This window comes from Pantoea sp. Lij88, assembly GCF_030062155.1.
Classification (GTDB): Bacteria; Pseudomonadota; Gammaproteobacteria; order Enterobacterales; family Enterobacteriaceae; genus Pantoea.
On the sequence record NZ_CP118269.1, the window covers coordinates 217,072 to 240,268 of the forward strand.

21 protein-coding genes are annotated in these 23,197 nt (G+C 57.6%); 10 read left to right on the forward strand and 11 right to left on the reverse strand.

The genetic code is table 11. From position 1 onward, the window contains the following. Nucleotides 1–189: 189 nt before the first annotated feature. The 3 genes from PU624_RS04870 to PU624_RS04880 form a co-directional block, all read right to left on the reverse strand. A complete protein-coding gene (locus PU624_RS04870; RefSeq protein WP_283546781.1) occupies nt 190–1,521 on the reverse strand; it encodes an MFS transporter in 1,332 nt (443 codons plus the stop codon). A gap of 272 nt (nt 1,522–1,793) precedes the next feature. Continuing rightward, nucleotides 1,794–2,813 carry an inner membrane protein YhjD gene (gene yhjD, locus PU624_RS04875; protein ID WP_283546782.1) on the reverse strand — a complete coding sequence of 340 codons (1,020 nt, stop codon included), beginning with the start codon at nt 2,811–2,813 and terminating at the stop codon, nt 1,794–1,796. A gap of 45 nt (nt 2,814–2,858) precedes the next feature. Further along, a complete protein-coding gene (locus PU624_RS04880) occupies nt 2,859–3,758 on the reverse strand; it encodes a LysR family transcriptional regulator (RefSeq protein ID WP_283546783.1) in 900 nt (299 codons plus the stop codon). Nucleotides 3,759–3,873: 115 nt separating this feature from the next. Here PU624_RS04880 and PU624_RS04885 point away from each other — a divergent pair, with 115 nt between their 5' ends. Next, nucleotides 3,874–4,632, forward strand: a complete 759-nt coding sequence (locus tag PU624_RS04885) for an SDR family NAD(P)-dependent oxidoreductase (protein WP_283546784.1) — start codon at nt 3,874–3,876, stop codon at nt 4,630–4,632. Between the two features lie 39 nt (nt 4,633–4,671). Here the strand turns inward: PU624_RS04885 and PU624_RS04890 are convergent, their stop codons facing one another. Continuing rightward, the gene (locus PU624_RS04890; RefSeq protein WP_283546785.1) at nt 4,672–5,517 is read right to left on the reverse strand and encodes a PhzF family phenazine biosynthesis protein; all 846 of its coding nucleotides are present in this window, start codon (nt 5,515–5,517) and stop codon (nt 4,672–4,674) included. 106 nt (nt 5,518–5,623) lie between these two features. Between PU624_RS04890 and PU624_RS04895 the strand changes: the two genes are divergently transcribed. Continuing rightward, nucleotides 5,624–6,247, forward strand: coding sequence for a glutathione S-transferase family protein (locus PU624_RS04895; RefSeq protein WP_283546786.1), 624 nt, complete (start codon nt 5,624–5,626; stop codon nt 6,245–6,247). On the opposite strand, the gene PU624_RS04900 is transcribed toward PU624_RS04895, so the two are convergent. Next, on the reverse strand, nt 6,214–7,701 hold the full coding sequence (locus PU624_RS04900) for an aminotransferase-like domain-containing protein (RefSeq protein WP_283546787.1): 1,488 nt from the start codon (nt 7,699–7,701) through the stop codon (nt 6,214–6,216). The genes PU624_RS04895 and PU624_RS04900 overlap by 34 nt on opposite strands. A 134-nt stretch (nt 7,702–7,835) precedes the next feature. Here PU624_RS04900 and PU624_RS04905 point away from each other — a divergent pair, with 134 nt between their 5' ends. Then, the gene (locus PU624_RS04905; protein WP_283546788.1) at nt 7,836–8,423 is read left to right on the forward strand and encodes a LysE family translocator; all 588 of its coding nucleotides are present in this window, start codon (nt 7,836–7,838) and stop codon (nt 8,421–8,423) included. Here PU624_RS04905 and PU624_RS04910 read toward each other — a convergent pair. The 3 genes from PU624_RS04910 to PU624_RS04920 form a co-directional block, all read right to left on the reverse strand. Continuing rightward, the gene (locus tag PU624_RS04910) at nt 8,420–10,804 is read right to left on the reverse strand and encodes a phosphoketolase family protein (protein WP_283546789.1); all 2,385 of its coding nucleotides are present in this window, start codon (nt 10,802–10,804) and stop codon (nt 8,420–8,422) included. The two genes, PU624_RS04905 and PU624_RS04910, sit on opposite strands and share 4 nt — an antisense overlap. 127 nt (nt 10,805–10,931) lie before the next feature. After that, a complete protein-coding gene (gene mqo, locus PU624_RS04915) occupies nt 10,932–12,548 on the reverse strand; it encodes a malate dehydrogenase (quinone) (RefSeq protein WP_283546790.1) in 1,617 nt (538 codons plus the stop codon). 511 nt (nt 12,549–13,059) lie between these two features. Then, complete coding sequence (locus PU624_RS04920; protein WP_283546791.1) at nt 13,060–13,515, reverse strand: carboxymuconolactone decarboxylase family protein; 456 nt, start codon at nt 13,513–13,515, stop codon at nt 13,060–13,062. Between the two features lie 57 nt (nt 13,516–13,572). Here PU624_RS04920 and pdxR point away from each other — a divergent pair, with 57 nt between their 5' ends. Continuing rightward, a complete protein-coding gene (gene pdxR / locus PU624_RS04925) occupies nt 13,573–15,009 on the forward strand; it encodes a MocR-like pyridoxine biosynthesis transcription factor PdxR (RefSeq protein WP_283546792.1) in 1,437 nt (478 codons plus the stop codon). Here the strand turns inward: pdxR and PU624_RS04930 are convergent. Further along, nucleotides 14,999–15,241 (reverse strand): DUF1158 domain-containing protein, encoded by a 243-nt coding sequence (locus PU624_RS04930; RefSeq protein ID WP_283546793.1) that lies wholly within the window; start codon nt 15,239–15,241, stop codon nt 14,999–15,001. The two genes, pdxR and PU624_RS04930, sit on opposite strands and share 11 nt — an antisense overlap. Before the next feature lie 316 nt (nt 15,242–15,557). Here PU624_RS04930 and mntP point away from each other — a divergent pair, with 316 nt between their 5' ends. From mntP to PU624_RS04950, 5 genes are all read left to right on the forward strand, one after another. Further along, nucleotides 15,558–16,133, forward strand: coding sequence for a manganese efflux pump MntP (mntP, locus tag PU624_RS04935; protein ID WP_003852038.1), 576 nt, complete (start codon nt 15,558–15,560; stop codon nt 16,131–16,133). A gap of 117 nt (nt 16,134–16,250) precedes the next feature. Beyond that, on the forward strand, nt 16,251–16,328 hold the full coding sequence (gene azuC, locus PU624_RS22285; RefSeq protein WP_150011385.1) for a stress response protein AzuC: 78 nt from the start codon (nt 16,251–16,253) through the stop codon (nt 16,326–16,328). Nucleotides 16,329–16,728: 400 nt separating this feature from the next. Beyond that, the gene (gene cspE, locus PU624_RS04940; protein WP_031593036.1) at nt 16,729–16,941 is read left to right on the forward strand and encodes a transcription antiterminator/RNA stability regulator CspE; all 213 of its coding nucleotides are present in this window, start codon (nt 16,729–16,731) and stop codon (nt 16,939–16,941) included. 336 nt (nt 16,942–17,277) lie between these two features. After that, complete coding sequence (locus PU624_RS04945) at nt 17,278–18,189, forward strand: alpha/beta fold hydrolase (RefSeq protein ID WP_283546794.1); 912 nt, start codon at nt 17,278–17,280, stop codon at nt 18,187–18,189. Beyond that, on the forward strand, nt 18,182–19,573 hold the full coding sequence (locus PU624_RS04950) for a hypothetical protein (RefSeq protein WP_283546795.1): 1,392 nt from the start codon (nt 18,182–18,184) through the stop codon (nt 19,571–19,573). Before PU624_RS04945 ends, PU624_RS04950 begins: the two co-directional genes overlap by 8 nt. Before the next feature lie 21 nt (nt 19,574–19,594). Here the strand turns inward: PU624_RS04950 and PU624_RS04955 are convergent, their stop codons facing one another. Both PU624_RS04955 and PU624_RS04960 read right to left on the reverse strand, forming a co-directional pair. Beyond that, nucleotides 19,595–20,947, reverse strand: coding sequence for an MFS transporter (locus PU624_RS04955; RefSeq protein WP_283546796.1), 1,353 nt, complete (start codon nt 20,945–20,947; stop codon nt 19,595–19,597). A gap of 170 nt (nt 20,948–21,117) precedes the next feature. Next, nucleotides 21,118–22,020 carry a GntR family transcriptional regulator gene (locus PU624_RS04960; RefSeq protein WP_283546797.1) on the reverse strand — a complete coding sequence of 301 codons (903 nt, stop codon included), beginning with the start codon at nt 22,018–22,020 and terminating at the stop codon, nt 21,118–21,120. 137 nt (nt 22,021–22,157) lie between these two features. Between PU624_RS04960 and PU624_RS04965 the strand changes: the two genes are divergently transcribed. Continuing rightward, nucleotides 22,158–23,186 (forward strand): zinc-binding alcohol dehydrogenase family protein, encoded by a 1,029-nt coding sequence (locus PU624_RS04965; protein WP_283546798.1) that lies wholly within the window; start codon nt 22,158–22,160, stop codon nt 23,184–23,186. Nucleotides 23,187–23,197 lie beyond the last annotated feature (11 nt).

The window sequence follows — 23,197 nt, forward strand, 5'->3', positions numbered from 1 at the left end:
AGCGTTGGCCCGTTTACGGGCGCACCTCAGGGATGAGGTGCGTAATCGCCCGCGCTGAGCCTGCCATGGATGGCGTCTTTTGCGTCTTTGCGAAAGGCGTATGCTCCCTGAACCCCCCTTTATTGACTAAACCCATCCCATAAAAAAACCCGGCGGCTGCCGGGTTTCACTGACCTTCATCTAACAGGATTAAACGTCATACAGCGTCTGGTGACGCGTCTCTTTACAGGCCAGCAACGCTATCAGCGTCAGCACTGCCATCGACGCCAGATAAAGCCCCACCGCCTGCAGACCGTAATGCGCATTCAGCCAGGTCGCGATATAAGGCGCAACTGAGGCACCCAGAATCGAGGAGAGATTATAAGAGAACGATGCGCCGGTATAACGCACTTCGGTCGGGAACAGCTCCGGCAGCAGCGCGCCCATCGGACCAAACGTCAGCCCCATAATGCTCAGACCCAGCAGCAGAAACGCCATCACCAGCGCCTGTGAACCCGAACCAAGCATTGCCGGGAACAGGAACGAAAACGCGATAATCATCAGCGTAATGGTAATCATCGTCTTGCGGCGACCAAAACGGTCAGCCAGCAAACCGGCAATCGGCACCATCACCCCAAAACCAATCACCGCCAGCATCAGCATCCACAACATACTATTACGCGGAATGCCCAGACCGGCCGGCGCTGCCGTGGTGCCGTAGCTCATCGAATAGACAGTCATGATATAGAACAGCGTATAGGTCGCCAGCATGATAAAGGTGCCGAGAATAGTGGCCGTCAGATGCTTGCTCAGCAGCGCCGCAATTGGCACCCGAACCTGCTTCTTCTCTTTCTGAACTTTGGCAAACACCGGACTCTCATGCAGCGAAACGCGCACATACAGGCCAATCAGCACCAGTACGGCAGAGAGAATAAACGGCACGCGCCAGCCCCACTGCATAAACTGCTCGTCGGTCAGCAGCCACGAAAGCAGCAGGAAAGTCCCGTTAGCGAAGAAAAAGCCAATTGGCGCACCCAGCTGAGGGAATGAACCGTAAAGCGCACGCTTCTTCGCCGGCGCATTTTCCGTCGCCAGCAGCGCCGCGCCACCCCATTCACCACCCAGCCCCAGTCCCTGACCAAAACGCGCCAGCGCCAGCAGCAGCGGCGCCATCACGCCAATCGTCTCATAGCTGGGCAGCAGACCAATCACCACGGTGGAAATACCCATGGTCAGCAGCGAGGCAACCAGCGTGGCTTTACGCCCGACGCGATCGCCAAAGTGACCAAACACGGCAGAGCCAATCGGACGCGCGATAAAGGCGATAGCAAACGTGGCCAGCGACTGTAGCGTTGCGACCGTAGCATCACCCTGCGGGAAGAAAATGTGCGGGAAAACGATGACCGCAGCCGTGGCATAAATATAAAAGTCGAAGAACTCGATGGCCGTGCCGACCAGCGAGGCAATCACCACTTTACTGCGTGAGTTAACCGGCGTGGGATCCTGCTGTTTGTCGAGTGTGTCTGTGAGGGAGGCTTGCATAACTGTTTCTTATTTGTAAATACAGACAAAGAATCTTACGCATCTGCCAGGGCGCATTCAATGATGAAAACCCGCGCCCCGTCTGGCTTCAGAGGGCAAAAAGAGGATAATTTCTGTGGTGCTGCGAATACCGGGTGATACCGGGGTAAACCGGACGATATCTGGCGGGATACTCTAAGAAAGGGCTAAATAAAAGTGACCCCTCAGCTATTCATCCTGTTATCTGATTAAAAAATAGCCGAGGGGTGATATTTTCCGCTGTTGTTAACGGATTACGATGATTTGTGTCGTGACGCGCTGCCCGCTTCAGGCATCTGTGGGTCATCTTTATATTTGGCGGTGGCGATCCACGCGGCACAGAACAGCGTCAGACGGGCGAAGAAGTAGAAGAACGCCATCAGGCCGAGCACCGAACCAAAGGCGGCACCGGAAGGCGAGGTCGCCATCTTCGGCAACGTCAGCGTCATCACAAACTTAATCACCTCAAAGCCGATTGCCGCCAGCAGAGTGCCGCGGAACAACGCTTTCTTGCGCGGCTTATGACGCGGCAGGATCCAGAAAATCCACAGGAACAACAGATAGTTCGCCATCACGGAAATTGAAGTGGCGATAATGGTCAGCGCAGGCCGTAACCAGTCGATGCCATCCAGACCCAGCGCACTCACGATAGAGGCCTGCGCAGAACCGGCTACTGAGGTCAGCGACAGCGTAATCACCAGCGCCAGCATCAGACCGGTCAGCGACAGCAGATCGCGGATATAACGTTTCCAGATCTTCTCTTTGTCATCCGGTTTCCGTTCCCACACGTCACGCGACTGGGCGCGAATCGCTTCACGCAGGTTACCCATCCAGTTAAGACCGGAGTAGAGCGCCAGCAGTAAACCGGTAATCCCCACGGTGGCGCGCTGCTGAATAGCAGTGTTCACCGTATTCTTCAGCGTGGTCGCCAGCGTCGGATCGCTGATGCTGCTGACGATTTTGTTGATGATATCGGTCAGCAGATCCTGATTCGATGCCAGCACAAAACCCACGGCGGCAAACGACACCATCAGAATGGGGATCAGCGATAAAAACGAAAAATAAGTAATGGCCGCACCAAACTGGCTGCCGAGCCGATCGTTAAAGCGGTCAAGGGCGCGAATAAAATGCGCCACCGCCGGAATAGCCTGGAACCAGGTGGCGAAACGCGACACGCGAACAATAGATTCATCCACGGTGTGATTGCCGGTTTTAATATCGATAAGCGGCTTTTGTGGCTGCAAATCCTGCGGGTTTTCCTGCTTGTCTGTCATAGACCTTCACTGTCCTGTTTATCATGAAAATCAAAGTATAGCCGCTCAGGTGACGTACTCCTGTAACACCTGACTCAGCCACTCCATAAATACCCGCACGCGACGTGCCACATTGCGCCGGTGCGGGTAGAGCAGATGGATCGGCATCGGTCTGGCGGGGAAGCGATGCAGCACTTCCACCAGTTCGCCCCTTTCCAGTAATGTCTGAATCCCGGCGGCAGGCACCTGAATAATGCCTAATCCTGCCAGACAGGCGGCGCGATAGGTTTCGGTGCTGTTCACCGTCACCACGCCGCCGGTATGAACGTAATGGCACTGCCTGCCATCGAAATATTCAAAGCCGGGTGATGCCTGACCCAGTTGCTGGCTGTAATGCACCATCGCATGCTGCGACAGCTCTTCCAGACGGGTCGGCATGCCGAACCGCGAAAGGTAGCCAGGGCTGGCGCAGTTGATCAAGGTATGGGTACCAATTTTTCGCGCAATCAGTCCCGAATCCTTGAGCTCACCAACCCGAAGTACGCAGTCAAACCCTTCGCGGATCACATCCACCTGGCGGTCGCTGCTGCTCAGCTCAATCTCCACACCGGGGTAGTGCTGCAAAAATTCCGGCAGCCGTGGCAGGACAAAACCGGTGGCCATCGCCACCGACATATCCACCCGCAGTTTACCGCTGAGCGAGGCCGGCTCGTGCTGAAACAGGCTGTCCATATCGTCAATCATCGACAGTAAATCCAGACAGCGATCGTAATAGACTAATCCATCCTGGGTAAGTTGCACCCGGCGCGTGGTGCGATGCAGCAAACGCGTTGCCATCTGGTTCTCCAGCGCCTGAATCTGCCGCGATACGCTGCCTTTGGGTATGCCTAAGCTCTCTGCCGCGCGGGTAAAACTGCCCATTTCGGCCACCCGCACAAATACCTGCATTGCGTGAATTTTATCCATGTTGTTCACCGATTGTTGTTTTTATTGAAACAGTGATGCGCGTTTAACACTGTTTATAGATCAATAATTCACGAATATCCTTAACGCGTGTTCAATTTTTCAACAGGTGTGAGAGATGAATCAGAAAGTAGCGTTAATTACCGGTGCAAACCGCGGTTTAGGCCGTAACGGAGCCTTAAAACTGGCTGCCAGGGGCACAGATATCATTCTGACGTATCGCAGCCATGCCGATGAGGCGCAGGCGGTCGTAAAGGAAATTGAGGCGCTGGGACGACGCGCAGTGGCGCTGGCGCTGGATGTCGGCGAAACCGGCCAGTTCGATCGCTTTGTCGGCGAAGTGAAACAGGCACTGCAGCAGCAGTGGCAACGGGAGCGCTTTGACTATTTAGTGAACAACGCTGGTCACGGACACTACAAGCCGTTTACCGACACCACCGAGGCGGAATTTGATGCGCTGGTGAATGTGCATTTTAAAGGGCCATACTTCCTGACTCAAAAGCTGCTGCCGCTGATCAATGACGGTGGCCGCATCCTGAACATCTCCAGCGGTCTGACCCGTCTGGTCTACCCTGGCTCCTCGACCTATGCGTCGATGAAAGGGGCGATGGAAGTGCTGACGCGCTATCAGGCGAAAGAGCTGGGCGAACGACGCATTCGCGTCAACATCCTGGCACCAGGTGCGATAGAGACCGATTTTGGCGGTGGCCGGGTTCGCGATACCCGCGAGATTAACGATCAGATTGCCGGGCTGACGGCGCTGGGCCGTGTCGGATTGCCGGATGATATCGGTGATGCCATTAGCGCGATCCTCAGTGACGAAACCGGCTGGATCACCGCGCAGCGGATTGAAGCGTCAGGCGGGCAGGGAATTTAACCGCTGGCGGCGTCGCGGAAAATACGACGCCGCCGCATTTTACAGCGTAATGGTGCCGTCGATGACGGTAACCGTATTGCCGCCAATCCAGATGGTCTCACCGGCATAGGTCACGTTCACCCGACCGGCGCGCTGCAGGGCCGTACCCTGACGAACGCGATAGGAGGTGGTAAGACCTGCGGCTGCGAAGTAACGCGCCAGACAGGCGTTAGCGCTGCCGGTCACCGGATCTTCGGTCAGGCTGCCATTCTCTACCAGCAGGCCGCGCACTTCATACTGCTCTTGCTCGCCCTCAGGCAAGCGGCCAAATGGCATCACGCCAGACACACCTGCATGTTTGATCAGGCGCTGCAAATCGCTGACATTGGGCTGCAGCGCCAGCACGGCTTCGGCGCTGACCATCGGCACCAGCAGCCAGCGAATCCCCATATCGACCACCGTCGGGCTTTGCGTCAGATCGAACGCATCGCTGTTAAAGGCATTCCCCATCAGCGCATCCTGCCATGGCATCAGCGTGGCTGGCGGCGCAGCAAAGGCCAGACCCGCCTCACCTATTTTCACCGTCACGTTACCGACGCCACACTCCTGCACGATTTCACCCGGCGTTCGGGTTGGCCAGCCCGCCTCCAGCAGCGCGTGCGCGGTACCCAGCGTCGGATGACCGGCAAACGGCAGCTCGCCTTCCACGGTAAAAATCCGCACCCGGTAGTCCGCCTCTTCGTGCTGTGGCGGCAGCACAAAGGTGGTCTCCGACAGGTTAGTCCAGCGGGCAATCGCCGCCAGCTGGCTGTCACTTAACCCCTCAGCATCCATGATCACCGCCAGCGGATTGCCCTTAAAGGCGGATGAGGTAAACACATCGACTTGCTTAAACGCGACCTGCATTGTGACTCCTTGCTCTGGGTTCAGTGTGGCCTTTTCTCTGCCGGATGATTGCTTATAACAGCTAACAGCGTTATCAATAAGTTAAAGATTTTACCGGAGACTATGAATGCTAACGATCCTGGGACGCGCCTCCTCAATCAACGTGCGCAAAGTATTATGGCTGTGTGACGAACTTGACCTTGATTTTGAGCGCGAAGAGTGGGGCGACGGCTTCCGCTCCACCCATCTGCCCGAATTCATGGCACTGAATCCGAATGCGATGGTGCCGGTGCTGAAAGATGATGACTTTGTGTTGTGGGAATCCAATACCATTCTGCGCTATCTGGCGAATGCCTATGGCGGCGAGTGGCTCTATCCTCATGATCCGCAGACGCGTGCGCCTGTCGATCAGTGGATAGACTGGCAAGCCACCGAACTCAACACCTCATGGCGCTACGCATTTATGTCGCTGGTGCGAAACTCCCCGGCGCATCAGGATCCGCGTCTGCTGGCGGCGGCCAGCAAAGGCTGGGCGCATACCATGAGCATTCTTAATCAGCAGCTGGAAAAGACCGGTCGCTACGTTGCCGGACGTAATTTCACGCTGGCCGACATTCCGATCGGTCTGGCGGTGAACCGCTGGTTTGAAACGCCGCTCGAACACCCCGACTATCCGGCGGTGCGCAATTATTACGAGCGCCTGACCGAGCGTCGCGGCTATACCGTCTGGGGCCGCAACGGCACGCCCTGAGGCTCGCCGCACGGCACTCCTGCCAGTTCACAGGCGATTTCACCCGCGCGCTGAATCGCCCGGGTGTAGCGCGCATCAAACGGATAGCAGCAGGAGAGACGCAGCGCATGATTGTAGCGCTCGCTCAGCGAATAGAGCGCGCCAGGCGTGACGCAAATCTGCTCCTGCAGCAGCCGATCAAACATCTCGGTAGTATTCACGCCGCCCGGTAGCTCGACCCAGAAGACGAAGCCACCGCGCGGCAGCGTTGCGCGCGTGCCCTCCGGGAAGTAGCGGGCGATCAGACCCCGTGCCTCATCCAGATTAGCCGCATAGCGGCGGCGGAGCGTGCGCAGATGGTGGTCGTACCCGCCGGAAGCGAGAAACTCCGCCAGCGTTTCGGAGAGCAGGGCGGATTCGGCCATCGAGGAGACGGCTTTCAGTCGGGCAATCGCATCATGAAAACGACCCGCAGCCGTCCAGCCTATACGGAAGTCGGGTGCCACGGTTTTGGTGAAGCTGGTGCAGTAGATCACCCAGCCATCGCGATCAAACGCTTTCACGGCGGGTGAGAGCGGCCAGTCGAACTGCAGTTCGTCATACAGCCCATCTTCTATCAGCGGAACGTGGTAAGTATTCACTAACTTTGCCAGCCGCTTCTTATTCTCCAGCGACATGCCGCAGCCCAGCGGGTTCTGCGCGCTCGGCATCGCAATCAGTGCCTTAATACGCTGCTCCTGCAGCAGCATCTCCAGCGCATCCAGCGACAGCCCATGCTGCGGATCGGTAGGGATTTCCAGCGCCTTCAGGCCCAGCGAGGCCAGCAGCGGGAAGAGGAAGAAGTAGGTCGGCGACTCCAGCCCGACGCAGTCGCCGGGTTGCGTGACGGCACGAAGTGCCAGCTGAAGCGCCTCCATGCAGCCGTGGGTCAGGGTGATCTCATCGGCCGTGAGGGTCTGGCCGGCGTGCAGCGCCCGTCGCGCTATCTCCTCCCGTAAGCGCTCACTACCGGGCGGAAGTGCATAGCGCCCGATCATGTTGGGATGACGGCGCAACAATGAGGCGGTAATCCGGGCGATGCGCGCCGCCGGAAACAGCTCGCTGTCCTGCGGGCAGGCCAGCGAGATATTGGTGTAGTCGGGATGATTCTGCGCCGCAAACACCTTATCGATCAGGTCGAGCTTGCCGCTACTCGGGTCGCGTACCCGGGTCTTATGCTGACCGTGACGGGTGACGGCGGGCAACACCCCGCGCACGTAGTAGCCCGACTGGGGACGCGCCTCTATCAGCCCGCGATCTTCCAGCAGCTGCCAGGCATTGAGCACCGTATTGACGCTGACCTGATGTGACTGGGCAACGCGGCGGATTGCCGGCAGGCGCTTGCCGGGTTTCAGCGTGCCCTGATGGATGGCCTCAGCGAAGCTGTCTGCCAGCTGCTGATAGAGCGGCTGATCGGACGTGGGAGCAAGGGACACAGTAGCCTCCGGATTGGATGGGTACAATTGCTGTTAACAATAACTGTAACCATAACAATAGTGATTTTGTGTCACTGTTACCATCTCTTTCCCCGCCGTAGCATAGAACTCTGTCCACTTTCAGGAGAGCCACGATGCTCGATCCCTCTTTCTTCAGCTACGTTACCGTGATGTCGATTACGCCAGGCCCGAATAACCTGTTGCTGGCGACCTCCGGCGTCAATTTTGGCATGCGGCGCACCCTGCCGATGGTGTTTGGCATTCTGGTGGGCTGTGCATTACAGACGGTGATTGCCGGGATGGCGCTGGAGGTGTTGCTGCACTGGATGGCGGCGATTCGCCTGCCGCTGACGCTGGCAGGCTGTACCTATCTGATGTGGTTATCCTGGAAAATCTTTCGCGCCGCCGCACCTGAAGCGCGAACCCGACCGCAGCCAATGACGATGGTGGGGGGTGCCTGCTTCCAGGCGATCAATCCCAAGGCCTGGCTGATGGCCACCAACGTCGCGCTGCTCTACAGCGGCAGCAGCGGCGTGCTGACGGTAATGATCGGCTTTATGCTGCTCAATCTGCCCTGCATCCTGATCTGGGCTGCGCTGGGCGATCGCCTGCGCAGCCATCTGCAGATTGCCTGGAAGCGCCAGCTGTTTAACAGCCTGATGGCGCTGTCGCTGGTGGCGACTACCGTCTGGATGCTGACCGACGCGTTGCTGGCCGCTTAATCGGGCGCACCGGGTGCGGTGGCCGACGGCCATTTCCAGTTCTGCACCTCCGGCAAATCTTCGCCATGTTCACGGACATAGCGATGATGTTCCGCCAGACGCTGTTGTAAATCCTCCAGCAGTTCCGGATGTGCATCGGCCAGCCCCGGCACGCGCAGAATCGCCTCCTGCGCCAGATGATAACGGTCAAGCTCGTTCAGCACCGTCATATCAAATGGCGTGGTGGTGGTTCCCTCTTCATTAAAGCCGCGCACATGGAAGTTGCGGTGATTGGTGCGTGAATAGGTCAGGCGATGTATCAGCGTCGGATAACCGTGGAAAGCAAAAATCACCGGTTTATCCTGGGTAAACAGCGCGTCGAACTCCGCATCAGATTTACCATGCGGATGCTGATCTTCAGGCTGTAACGCCAGCAGATCGACCACGTTCACCACGCGGATACGCAGTTCGGGCAGCATCTCACGCAGCAGATCGACCGCCGCCATCGTCTCCATAGTGGGCACGTCACCGGCGCAGGCCATTACCACATCCGGCTGTTCATTCTCCGGCGTCGTGCCCGCCCAGCGCCATTCGCCCATACCCGCCTCACAATGGGTCACGGCGCTGGCCATATCCAGCCACTGCGGCGCAGGCTGCTTGCCTGCCACAATCACATTGATCCGGTCCCAGGTGCGCAGGCAGTGATCGCCCACCCACAGCAGCGTATTGGCATCCGGCGGCAGATAGATGCGCACGATGTCCGCTTTCTTGTTGGCGACGTGATCGATAAAGCCCGGATCCTGATGGCTGTAGCCATTATGGTCCTGTCGCCAGACGTGTGAAGAGAGCAGATAGTTTAGCGACGAGATCGGCTTACGCCAGCCCAGTTTACGTGACACCTTCAGCCACTTGGCGTGCTGGTTAAACATCGAATCGACGATGTGGATAAAAGCTTCATAGCAGTTGAACAGCCCGTGGCGGCCGGTCAGCAGATAGCCTTCAAGCCAGCCCTGACACTGATGCTCACTGAGGATTTCCATCACCCGGCCATCCCGCGCCAGCTGCTCATCGTACGGCTCGGTTCGTTCCAGCCAGGTGCGGCTGGTCACGTCGAAGACGGGTGTCAGACGGTTAGAGGCGGTTTCATCCGGGCCAAATACGCGGAAATTATCGCGGTTGCGCTGGAACAGCACGCTGAGATAGCGGCCCAGATGCTCGGTGGCCTGCGCCATCTCCGTGCCTGGCTCGCGGACATCGCAGGCAAACTCCGCAGCCGCAGGCGTATCCAGCTCACGACGCAGCAGGCCGCCATTGGCATAAGGCGAAGCGCCCATGCGTTTATCGCCCTCTGGTGCCAGCGCCTGCAGTTCCGGCTTCAGCCGACCCTGTTCATCAAACAGGTCGTCGGGCTGATAGCTGCGCATCCATGTCTCAAGAATCTGGCGATGACCTTCATCTTCACGGCAGGCCGCGACCGGCACCTGATGCGCCCGCCAGAAATCCTCCACTTTCTTGCCGTCGACCGTTTTCGGGCCGGTCCAGCCTTTGGGGCTGCGCAGAATAATCATCGGCCAGCGCGGCACGTCGGTGCTGGCGTTGCCGCTGCGCGCTTCGTGCTGATACGCAGCGATTTTACTGAAGGCGTTATCCAGCGCCTCCGCCATCAGCGGATGCATTTTTTCCGGCTCATGCCCGCAGACGAATATCGGCTCATAGCCGTAGCCGCTGAACAGCTGGTGGAGATCCTCATCGCTGCTGCGGCCCAGCAGCGTCGGGTTGGCAATCTTATAGCCATTCAGATGCAGAATCGGCAGCACCGCGCCGTCACGTTGAGGATTGAGGAATTTGATGCCGTGCCAGCTGGAGGCCAGCGGCCCGGTCTCCGCTTCACCGTCGCCAATGACACACGGCACCACCAGGTCGGGATGATCGAAGGCCGCACCAAAGGCATGGGAGAGCGAATAGCCCAGCTCTCCGCCTTCATTAATCGAGCCGGGCGTTTCCGGTGCCGCGTGGCTGGGAATACCGCCCGGAAACGAGAACTGCTTAAACAGGCGCTGCATGCCCGCCGCATCCTGAGAGATGTGCGGATAAATTTCGCTGTAGCTGCCCTCCAGCCAGGTATTCGCCACCATGCCGGGGCCGCCATGGCCTGGCCCGCAGATGTAGATCATATCCAGGTTCTGTTTGCGGATAACACGGTTGAGGTGGGCGTAGATGAAATTCAGTCCGGGCGTGGTGCCCCAGTGACCCAGCAGACGGGGTTTGATGTGTTCCGGCCTGAGTGGCTCGCGCAACAGCGGGTTGTCCATCAGGTAAATCTGTCCGACGGAGAGGTAGTTCGCTGCCCGCCAGTAGCGGTCGAGCAGGGTAAATTCGGGTGACGCAGGGGAGTAAGACATGCGGGTTCCTCCTGATCGTTCAGCTAAAAGATGCCTTAACCCTAATAGAGAATACCGGGTACGACCAGGCAACCGGCCAATAAAAAAAGGCCCCGCAGTGCGGAGCCTCTTTATCAGCGGCGCTGGATTACTTGCCGACGACGAACGCGGTTTCCCGTCCTTCATCGTTGGCCGCCATCGGCGTGACTGGCGAATAGTCCAGTTGCAGAATACGACTCGTTTCGGCTAACACTTTCTCTGTCAGTGCCACGTCACCGTTCAGCTTACGACCCCATGATGGGACCACCGCACGGATTTTGTTCTGCCATTCCGGCGAAGCCATCTGCTCAGGACAGACCTTGTGCAGCAGCTCCAGCATGATCGGTGCCGCCGTAGACGCGCCCGGCGAGGCACCCAGCAGCGCTGAAATCGTGCCATCCTGTGACGCAACGACTTCGGTGCCCAGACGCAATACCGCGCCCTCTTTCTCATCTTTCTTGATGATCTGCACACGCTGACCAGCAGTCACTAAGCGCCAGTCTTCCTGCTTCGCCTGTGGCACATAAGCACGCAGCGCATCCATCCGGTCGCGATCGCTCTGCAGCACCTGATCCATGAGATACTTCACCAGATCGAAACTTTTCAGGCCCACTTTCACCATCGGCAGCATATTGCTGCTGTTCAGCGAGGTGAACATATCCATCAGCGAACCCTGCTTCAGGAACTTGGTCGAGAAGGTGGCGAACGGGCCAAACAGCAGCACCTGCTTACCATCCAGCACGCGGGTATCGACATGCGGCACGGACATCGGCGGTGCGCCGACGCTGGCTTTGCCGTAAACCTTAGCCATATGTTGCGCGACGACCTGCGGGTTTTCCGTGACCAGGAATGAACCGCCCACCGGGAAACCGGCGTAACCGTTGGCTTCCGGAATGCCAGCCTTCTGCAGCAGTGGTAACGCCGCGCCACCAGCACCGATAAAGATTTTGCCAGCGGTCAGCGTGCGACGGGTGCCGCTGTTCAGACACTGCAGCGTCACCTGCCAGCGACCATCGGCCAGCTGCTTCAGCTCACGGACTTCCTGACGCAGACGCAGCTGGAAATTCGCTTTCTTCTCTAACGCAGCGATCAGCTGACGGGTGATTTCACCGAAGTTCACATCGGTACCCATCTCTGTCCAGGTCGCGGCCACTTTCTGGCTACGATCACGGCCATTCATCACCAGCGGGATCCAGCGGGCAATCTGCTGCGGATCTTCGGAGTAGGCCATGCCACGGAACAGGGTGCTTTTCTGCAGTGCCGCGAAGCGCTTGCGCAGGAAGTCGACATTGTCGTCTCCCCAGACAAAGCTCATATGCGGCGTACTGTGAATAAAGCTTTTAGGATTACGCAGGTTGCCTTTCTGGACCTGATAAGCCCAGAACTGGCGGGAAATCTGGAACGATTCGTTGATCGTTACCGCTTTGGAGATGTCGATGCTGCCATCCGCCTGCTGAGGCGTATAGTTCAGCTCCGCCAGCGCCGCATGACCGGTGCCCGCGTTATTCCAGCCGTTGGATGACTCTTCGGCCACGCTATCGAGCCGCTCCACCATCTCGATGGACCAGTCCGGCTCTAAGTCCTGCAGCCATGCACCGAGGGTAGCGCTCATCACACCCGCACCAATCAGCAGCACATCAACGTCTTTGCGCTCCTGCGCGGTAGTAGTGGTGTCCTTTGCCATGGCACTCATCGCGAGCGCAAGGTTTACAGCTGAATTGCTCATGAGGCGACATCTCCTCTTCTGTTGACCTGAAGCCCAACAGTTTCGCAGGCGAAATAGTCACGCTTCTTACGAGCGCGTTGCGCTATTTCTCAAAGGTTAAGTCTCAGGTATAGGGTTAAAGCGGTGATAACGCGTTAACTGAACGTTATGCTTAGTCATCCGAATATAACATTCTCGCATCTGAATTAAACATTAGTTTATTTTTTAAATGCAGAAATGATTCAGCATAAGAATTAATCATCACGATGTGTGGCGTATTAGCGGTTTTTTAGAGTGAAGTCAGTGAGTTAACTGAAAAGCTATGTTGCGGAAAAGCCCCATGCTGGTGCAGGGACGGAAAGGATGTTAACAGTGCGGAATTATTTAATTAGCTGAAATTTAGCGATTTATTATGCAGTGAGGAATAACAGGAATCGGGGTGAGAGCGCCTGAACAGGCGCTTGTGTAAAAATAATGTTACATTTTTGTGAGTCTGAAAATGCGCGCGCACCGGCGCACGCATCGGATTCACTTATGACTGATTCGCGCTGGCAGGCAGCTTTTTCAGACTTATCGCTATGCGGTTATAGGTGTTCATCAGACCAATCGCGATGTTCAGATCGACAATCTCCTTTTCACTGAAGTGAGCTGTCAGTGCGTTATAGCAATCGTCTGGCGCGCCCTGCTGAGCAATCAGCGTCAGGCATTCAGCCCAGTGAAGAGCCGCCTTCTCTTTATCACTGAACAGCGTGCCGGATTCATGCCAGACCTGGGTCAGTACGATCTTATCCCAGCCCATGCCCGCTTTATTCAGCGCTTTGGTATGCATATCAATGCAGTAGGCGCAGCCGTTAATCTGCGATATGCGCAGGAACAGCAGTTCCAGTAAAGTGAGCGGCAGATCGGTTTGTGCCAGATAACTGTAAACGCCGCCCAGCGCTTTCATGCCTGCCGGTGCTGCACTGTGAAAATCGATACGTTCGCTCATCTTATTGCCTCCTGGGGTTGATAAGGCGATTTTCGGCTTTTCAATGGAGCAGATAAAGTGCCAAAAAATGAGAGTCTGACTGGTCCATCGCCGCTTTCTGTGCTGACACTGCAGCGCGGAACATCCCGCGGTCTCAGCGAACAGCTGCGGCAGCTGATTGAACAGGCGATTGGTGAAGGGCGCTTACAGCCCGGCGCGCGTCTGCCCTCCTGCCGCGATCTGGCGGCGCAGCTCGGTGTGGCGCGCGGCACCGTTCGTGCCAGCTATGACATGCTGGTGGATGGTCAGTTTCTGCAGGCCAGAGGCGCGGCGGGTACCTTCGTCAGCCCATTACTGCCGTTAAAACCGGCCAGTGCCAGTCCTGAACGCCCGTTGCCGGAGGGTATAGAAGAGTTTGAAGCGCCACCGCTGACCTTTCAGATGGGCATTCCGGCCAGCGATGCGTTCCCGGCCAAAGTCTGGCTGCGCATCCTGCAGCGTCAGGCGCGCATGCAGGTCAGCAGACCGGCCAGCTATCCCGATCCGCGCGGTAGCTTAGCGCTGCGTCAGGCGCTGGTGGCCTATCTGGCGGTGGCGCGCGGCCTGCGCTGTCAGGCGGACCAGATCATTATCACCAGCGGCTATGCGGGCGCGATGGGGCTGATTGGGCTGGCGATGGATTTTCAGGGCAAAACGGCCTGGCTGGAAGATCCCGGATTCTGGGTGGCGCGTCGCGCAGTCGAAGCGCTGCGTGTTACGCCGGTTGCCGTGCCGGTTGACGATGAAGGGTTGCAGGTGGAGGCCGGCATTGCCCGCGCGCCGGAGGCCGCTTTCGCGCTGGTCACACCGGGACAGCAGGCACCCCTTGGCATGACAATGAGCCTCGCGCGCCGCCATGAATTGCTGAACTGGGCCAGCCGCGAGCAGCGCTGGATTATCGAAGATGACTATCTGGGTGAGCTTCAGCCCGGCAATCGCGCCGCACCAGCACTGGCAGCGCTCGACAGCGAAGGGCGGGTGCTGCACATCGGCACTTTCAGCAAGACGCTGACGCCGCAACTTCGGCTCGGATTTATGGTGGTTCCGCCCGCACTGGCGACGCGCTTCGGGGAGGTCTGCGCGTTACTTTCGCCCGCATCCTCAGGGTTGCTGCACAACGCGGTGGCGGAGTTTCTGCGGGAAGGTCACTTTATGCGGCATCTGCGGCGCATGAAGCGCGTCTATCATGAGCGACTGGAACAGATGATCGCGGCGCTCCATCCTCACTTTCCCGACCTGCAACGCGCCGGGCTGGCGGTGATTGTCCGCTTACCTGCCGGTACGCCGGATGAGCTGATTGCGCAGCAGGCGGTAGAGTGGGGCATGGCGCCCTCGCCGCTGTCGATCTGGTATCAGCAGGCCGATCAGCGCGGTGCGGGTCTGGTGCTGGGGGCGGCACATCTGCCGCGTGAAGGCTATGCGCGCAGCGCCGAACGACTAAAAGCGCTGGTCGATGCGCAGGCGATCAGCCCCTGAACCAGCGACGCCAGACAAAGCGGATAACAAAAAACTCTATGGTGCCCAGCAGCAAAAACCAGACGCAAAACACCACCGTGTAAAGCTGATTCAGATCCTGCAAATGGAACATCTGCAACAGATGCTGCGCCACGGTCACGCTAAAGGCGGGCGCGGGCAGCAGTAGTGCTGAGAGAAAACCCAGCAGCAGAATGCCGCCAGGCACGATCAACGTCTCAAAAGGGTTATTCATAACCGGTATCCCCTATTTATCAGCCCGGCATTCTCCGGTAATCGGCGACACGGTTCAATGGTGGCGTGCGGCAATACGCCCATCCGGGGCGTTGCAGGGCAAAGGAAAGGGTCAGAAAAGGCTTTAGCACCATCGACTTAGCGCGATTCATAGCGAATGATAAGAGTTATAGCCTTTGCTATACTTAAATCCCTGATTTTACTGTCTTTTTATCTGTGCCTTTGCGTGGTAGACTGCGCCCACTTTTTCATAACTGAACACTTTGTGTGGTGAATTCAGCGTGAATTGCCGCTTTTTCGCCCCAGGTGAATAAATCATGACCTTTATTGCCACTTTAATTCTTGCGCTGGGTATGTCGATGGACGCGTTTGCTGCTGCACTGGGCAAAGGTGCCACATTGCATCGTCCTGGTTTTAAAGAAGCGCTGCGTACCGGTCTGATCTTCGGCTCTATTGAAGCACTGACCCCACTGATTGGCTGGGCACTTGGCCTGGCTGCCAGCCGTTACATCATGGCGTGGGATCACTGGGTTGCCTTCACTCTGCTGGCGTTTCTGGGTGGCCGTATGATGATGGAAGGTTTCCGTCAGACTGCTGTCGCAGAACCCTGCGAAGCCCCGCAAAGCCATGGCTTTATGGTCCTGGCGACCACCGCCGTTGCGACCAGCCTGGATGCGCTGGCGGTCGGTGTCGGTCTGGCTTTCCTGCAGGTGAATATCATCACCACCGCGCTCACCATTGGTGCCGCCACCACCGTGATGGCGACGACCGGCGTATTAGTCGGGCGCTTTATCGGTCCGGTACTCGGCAAATGGGCGGAAGTGCTGGGTGGCGTGGTGTTAATCGCCGTTGGCTCCACCATTCTGTTGCAGCATCTCGGCTACACCGCCTAGGGCTTTTGCACATAAAAGCGGCATTTTTGTGATCTGGTTCAAATTTATTTGCTGTTAAAACGCACAGCGGCTATACTTTTTCGGTATATCTTCAACTAAATTTGAATCAGGTATTTCATGAAACGCATTCTTAAACACGTGTTCCGCGCTTACGTTGAGACGTTCAAACACGTACCGCCGGGTGCCATGTACTAAGCACCCCGCAAGAAACCCTCGATAATCGCGGTCAGGGATCGACCTGTGATTATCACCTTCTCTGTTTTTTCTGTCCTTGCTTCTGCTGATTTAAACCCGCGTTTTGGCACTTCTGGTGCATCTTATTTGTGTGCCTCCTCTCGCCATTCAGCCATCTGAGCGTTTAAATGGTTAAAATAAATAAGCATATACATTGCTAAATTATTATCGCTATGTCTTAATGCGTCATCGGTTTGGAACACAGACCTTATGAAAGCAGTTTTAGTAAAGTAGTCTTCAGTTCAAGTGTTATCCACAGATATCCTTCTTCGAAAGCCTCCTCCTAAGTGCCCAATAAGTAAATCTCTAACTACAGGCCATCTTCGCCGCTCTTAGTGGCTAATCGATTAAGGAAATATCTATGTCTGACAAAATGACTGGTTTAGTAAAATGGTTTAATTCTGATAAAGGTTTTGGCTTTATCACTCCCGATGACGGCAGCAAAGATGTCTTCGTGCATTTCTCTGCTATCCAGGGTGATAACTACAAAACGCTTGATGAAGGTCAGAAAGTCTCCTTCACCATTGAAAATGGCGCTAAAGGCCCTGCAGCTGGCAACGTCACAGCGCTGTAAGCCGCGCTCATTATCAGCGACGCCTACAATAGCGATGAAGACATTAGTCTGAGCAGATAAGCACTGCTGATAATAAAATAAACCCGCCCAGTGCGGGTTTTTTATTGCCTGAAATCGTTGACTCAGATCCTCTGCGTAAACGCAGACGTGAAAACACTGGCTCTCATGTCCGCTTCTCGCTCACAGCGTACACACATCATTCACTGCCGTCCTTGCCCTCCCGCTTACATCTGACAGACCCTCCACCAGAATTCACCCTCCGCAACTCCCCATTAACCCGCCACCAACCCGATCCCGTCCTACACTGAATTATTCTCCCCAAACCAGGAGCAGCGGATGATCCAGAAGCATCGACGAAAACAGGCAGCGATTGTGGCAGGCGTGGGATTAGGTGTGGCGGCTACGCTTTGGGGTATGAAACGCTGGCAGGCGCTGAAACAGACGCCGCCGGTGTCACCGCGCAGTCATCACGCCGGGCTGGCGGGTTACTTTCAGCAGGTAGGTGACTGGCGCATGTTTACCCGCGTCACGCCCAATGAGGATCAGGGATTGCCGGTGGTGCTGGTTCACGGTCTGGTGATGTCGGGCCGGGCGATGGAGCCGCTGGCACTGGCGCTGGGTCGCGACTATCACGTGCTGGTGCCGGATCTGCCCGGTTTTGGGGCCAGCATGCTGCCACCTTCCGCACCCATCATGACGGTGGATCAGCAGGCGGAAGCCCTCTGGCTCTGGCTGCAGCACAACGGTTTTCAGCGTGCCATTTGGGTGGGCAACGCTTTTGGCTGCCAGATTCTGGCCGCGCTGGCGGTGAAATATCCGCAGGCGGTGGCGGGGCTGGTGCTGCAGGGGCCGACGGTGGATCGCCATGCGCGCAGTCTCACACGTCAGTTGTGGCGCAGCTGGCGCAACACCGGACTGGAGGCGCACCGTTCGCCGGGTTCGCTGGCGCGCATCGACTATGCCAAAGCGGGGTTGTGGCGCGCGTTTGGTACGCTGCGTGTCATGATGCGCGACCACATCGAGCATCGCCTCACTTATATCAACGCGCCGACGTTACTGTTGCGTGGCTCGCGCGATCCGATCTGCCCGGCGCGCTGGCTGGATGAGCTTGCCGCGCTGATGCCGCGCAGTGAGCGCCTGACGCTGCGCGACGGCACCCATACGCTGCATTACGTCTATCCGTGGAGTTTCTGCAACGCCATCCGCCCCTTCCTGGCGCGCATTCAGCAGGAGAATCAGCATGAGTAAACCGCCCAAGGGCATCGCCCGTTTTGATTCTGCCGCCGCCATGCTGCTGGCGCTGGCGAATGCGCTGCACGATCGCCCCTTTGCCAGTCCGAGCCAGTCGCCGACGCTCGACCGGCTGCTGCCCTCGCTGAATCGTCTGCCGACCGGGCTGCGTGAGTGGGGCTATGCGCTGGGTGGCATGGCCGAGGGCATCAGCCTGCGGCAGGCGGGCGAGCTGGATATAGAAGGCATCGCGGAATGGATGGTGAGTGAGTATCCACAACAGGATTATCCGGCGGCCTTTATCGGTTCGTCGAATGGCGCGCTGGTGCATCTGGCGTCGGCGATGAACGTGCCGTGGCTGCCGCAAACCTTCCTCTGTCCGGTTCGGGCCGCCAGCAACGATCCGGATGATGCCCAGGCGAGTTTTGAGCAGGGCAAAGAGGTGGCCGCCGCGCTGCTGGCCGCCTGGCCACGGCTGGCCGTTCACCACATGCACGATCCGAATCAGGATCGTCTGATGCTCGATCAGATGCGTTATTTCCGGCTGAAACTGCGTGAACTGCCGCTGGCCTTCAACGAATTTCTGATGGGGAGCCTGCCCGCCGGTTCCACGCTGTTTATCAATCACTGCACCCAGCAGTGGCCGGTGACGCGCACCAGCGATCGCTCGTTCTTTCAGTTCGGTGCGCCGGGCGGGGCCAGCGAAAAAGAGTTTATGCAGGGTGGTCCGCGCGTGGCGGAATATCTGGCGCGCTATGGCGTTGATCGGGAGCGCTGGACACCGCCAGCCATCACCGACCGGGTGCCGGAAGCGGAGTGGGGACTGGATGGCTATCTGATTGCGCCGCTGAAAAAGCTGGCCGAAGCGCAGAACTGGAAGCTGATGGAGATTCGCTATGAAGACCCGGAAGCGATGAGTTATGTGGTGGCGGAGATCTACCGCGACTGGTATCTGGCGGCGGGCATTTTACCGACCCGGCTAACGGTGGACAGCTTCCTGCTGATGGATCCGTGGTGTACGCAGCAGCAGCAGTCAATTCCATTCTGGCTGAGCTTCAGCAGCGAATCCTCGGCGTCAGCGCTGCAACGCTTCCTCGAAAAACAGCCGCCGTTCCGTAACATCGACATGATGCTCTTTTCTCACGGCACCGACAGTATCGGGCTGGCGGAGATTGATCGTTGGCGGGGGCTGCTGTCCCATGCGCGTGATGAGGGGGTCTTAATCGGCGTGGATGAAGAGCGATATCCGCGTGACTTTGCGACGTTTGCCCGCTTCGACTCGGCGCTGCGTGAACGGGCACCGCTGTTGCCACCGCCACCTGCGCTGAGCGCGGAGAAGGTGATGACAGGTATTCAGCGTTACGGTGCGAAACATGGAGTCACCCTGACGGCGCTGACGTAAACGCCGCGCCGTCAGCCGTGATTATTCGCCGTCGGTGATCGGCTGGCGCACCAGCAGCAGGTAGGCGAGTGCGCCAACCAGCGTGACGCAGGCACAAATCATCAGCGCCAGGCTGAACGATTTGGTGGTGTCGAGCACCCAGCCGGTGATGACTGGCGCGAACGAGGCGAAGATAAAGCTGGCGAAGTTCTGGATGCTGCCGACCGAGGCGGTCATGCGCGCAGTCACGTTGGCATGAATCAGTCCCCAGCATGACGTGCCGGCAAAGTGGATGCAGAACAGCGCCATGCCAATCAGCGTCACGGCGCTGGAGGTATCCGTCGCGCGGGTTACCACGGCGGTAAACCCGGCGGACAGCAGCATACCGCTGACGATGCAGACTTTGCGGGTTTTCACCGCGTTAAAGCCGCGACGCACCAGCGAGTCGACCACATAGCCATTCAGCAGCATGCCCGCCGCACCAAACAGGAACGGAATCGCCGCCAGCAGGCCGGTGCTTTTCAGATCGAGGTGATAGGTGGACTGCAGGTAGCCCGGCAGCCAGGCGATGTAGAGCCAGGCAGTGTAGTTAATGCCGCTGAAGCCAATCATCATCCCCCACATGGTGCGCTGCTTAAACAGGCCGCGCCACTCTTTGAAGCTGATCGGCTCTTTACGCGACGCCACACTGCCCGCCTGCAGATAGTGGATCTCTTCGGTGCTCAGGGTGTTGTTGTCGCGGTCGCGGTAAATCATATACCAGCCGATAGCGAGGAACATGCCCAGGATACCGATGGTGACAAACATGCCGCGCCAGCCCATTACCAGCATCATCGCGGCCAGAATCGGCGGTGCTACGGACAGTCCAATCATCGAAGCCGCATTAAACATCCCCATCGGCATGCCGCGATCTTTAATGTTGAACCAGTCGTTGATCACTTTCACGCCGCACGGGTTCATCGGCGCTTCGCCAATCCCCAGGCCGATGCGCACCAGGATGAACTGGGTGAAGTTATGCACCAGACCGGAAGCGGCCTGGAACAGCGACCAGATGAACATGCCGATACCGAGCATAATGCGCGGTCCTTTGCGATCCAGCAGCGCGCCACACGGCAGCTGCGCCAGGCCATACGCCAGCGAAAAGGCGGAGAGCAGGAAGCCGATTTCGGTGGCGCTCAGCCCCATCTCATCGCGGATGGTCATATTCGCGACCGACAGCGAGCTACGATCCAGATAGTTGATGATGGCCGCGAACAGCAACAGCAGCATTGCCGTAATCTGCACCTTGCGGATGCGCGGTGAACGCACCACGTCGCTGCGCATTGGCACGAAATCCTGGTCTGGTGGCGTGTCGCCGGTCACGCTGTCGCGGCCGGTTACTGAGGTCTTTTCCATTGCACTCTCCCGAAACTGGGTACTTATCGTTATGGTGAGAAGGGGTCTGCGCGCAGCGGCAAAAGGCCGCCGTGACGTTGCAGTCGAGACTAAGAGCAAAGGGTTAAGGATGTTGCAAAGATGTTTCTGAATCGTGCGGGAGCTAATGCTTTGTGGTTTTTAATCGGTTTTTAATTGTACTGGCCGATTGAGCGCACCATCGAGGTCTTGGCGGTCGCCAGATGGTTATGTAATGCGCAGAGCGCGTCGATATCCTGACGGCCAATCAGCGCGGTCAGAATCGCCATATGCTCCTCCAGCGCCACGATATTGCGCTGCTTGAGATCGCTTTCATCCCACTGATAATGCGAGTGAAAGATCACCGAGATAATCTCCAGCGACTGATTGAAAAAGGGGTTATTGGCGGCGGATAAAATCAGCGAATGCATCTGGCGGTCCAGCGCAGCAAAGTGGCGATAGTTACTGGCGATGGTGTCGCGCATCGATCGGTGGCGATCCAGAAGATCCCGCGCCTGCACCCAGCGTTCATCGCTGGCGGGCAGATTAAGAAAGCGGCTCAGGGCGTGGGTTTCCAGCATCTCGCGCAGTTCAAACAGCTTTTCGGCGTAGTCCTTCGTGAATTTTTTCATACGCCACTGGCCGCGTTTCACCGGCTCCAGCAGGTCATAGCGCATGAAGCGAAGCAGAAATTCGCGCACCACCACCGGACTGACTTTCACCTGCTGCGCCAGTTGCAGCTCGCTGAAGGTATCGCCGGGCACCAGCTGCCGCTGGTTAATCATATTAAAAAACATCTGCTCAAAGTGGCTGGCCTGCTGCTCTATCGGCGGCGTTAAGGCGCTAAAACTGTCTTCTTCGCGCGGATCGCGCACGATAACGTAGGTGTGATCGACTTTATCCAGCACGCCGCACTGATGCAGATAGTGCAGGGTATGGCGCACGGTGGTCCGGCTGATATTGAACATCTCGGCCAGTGCAGCCTGTGGGGGAAGGGGCGAACGAATGTGATGCTGAGCAATACTCTCCAGCATCTGGTTGATGACGTTCTGACGCAAATTCTGGCTGCGACTCATCGGACTCTCCGGTTTTTTATGCATTAAAAACCATTCAAAGCCCAAAAAAATCGCCGTGCTTCACACTTCCCGCAAACGAACGCCGCGCGACGAGCAGGATTCGCCATAACTGCCTGCAGGACAACCGGAGAATCACCATGACAACAATGAAAGCACTGGTCATCGCTGAACCACGTAAGATGGTCTGGGCCACCCGCGACACCCCCGAGCCTGCCGCTGGCGAGGCGCTGATTAAAATCCTTACCGCCGGGATCTGCGGCACTGACATTCACGCCTGGTCCGGCAATCAGCCGTTCTTCAGCTATCCACGGGTGCTGGGCCATGAAATCTGTGCCGAAGTGGTGGCGCTGGGCCGTGGCGCTGAGGGTTTTCAGCCGGGCCAGCGGGTCGCGTTAATGCCCTACATCTCCTGCCTGCGCTGCGACGCCTGCCAGAGCGGCAAAACCAACTGCTGTGAGCAGATCTCGGTGATTGGCGTGCATCAGGATGGCGGTTTCTGCGACTACTTAACCGTGCCGGTCAGCACGCTGCTGGCGGTGGATGAGGTAGCACCGGAAGCGGCCGCGCTGATTGAGCCGTTTGCCATCAGCGCCCATGCCGTGCGTCGCGCCGGAATTGTGGCGGATGAGCAGGTGCTGGTGGTCGGTGCGGGACCGATTGGACTGGGTGTGGCCGCCATTGCCGCCGCCAGCGGCGCACAGGTGGTGGTGGCGGATACCAGCGAATTTCGTCGCCAGCATGTCGCTGACCAGCTCGGGCTGGCAGCACTGAATCCGGCTGATGAGGCGTTTTACAGCGCGCTGCGCGAGCAGTTTGGTGGCCGTCTGGCGCTGAAAGTAATCGACGCCACCGGCAGCCCGGCAGCGATGAACAATGCGGTCAACCTGATGCGGCACGGCGGTACGATTGTCTATGTCGGCCTGCACAAAGGCGATCTGGTCATTCCGGACAGCGAATTCCACAAAAAAGAGACCACGCTGATGGGCAGCCGCAACGCCACCCGCGAAGATTTTGACCGGGTGAGTGCGCTGATGGCCAGCGGCCAGCTGCGCGCCGAAATGATGCTGAATCACCATCTGGCGTTCTCCACGCTGGATGAAACCTTCGAGTCGCAGATCATCAACAACCGCGAACTGATTAAAGGCGTGATTCACTTCGACCAGTAGCGCGGTCAGCC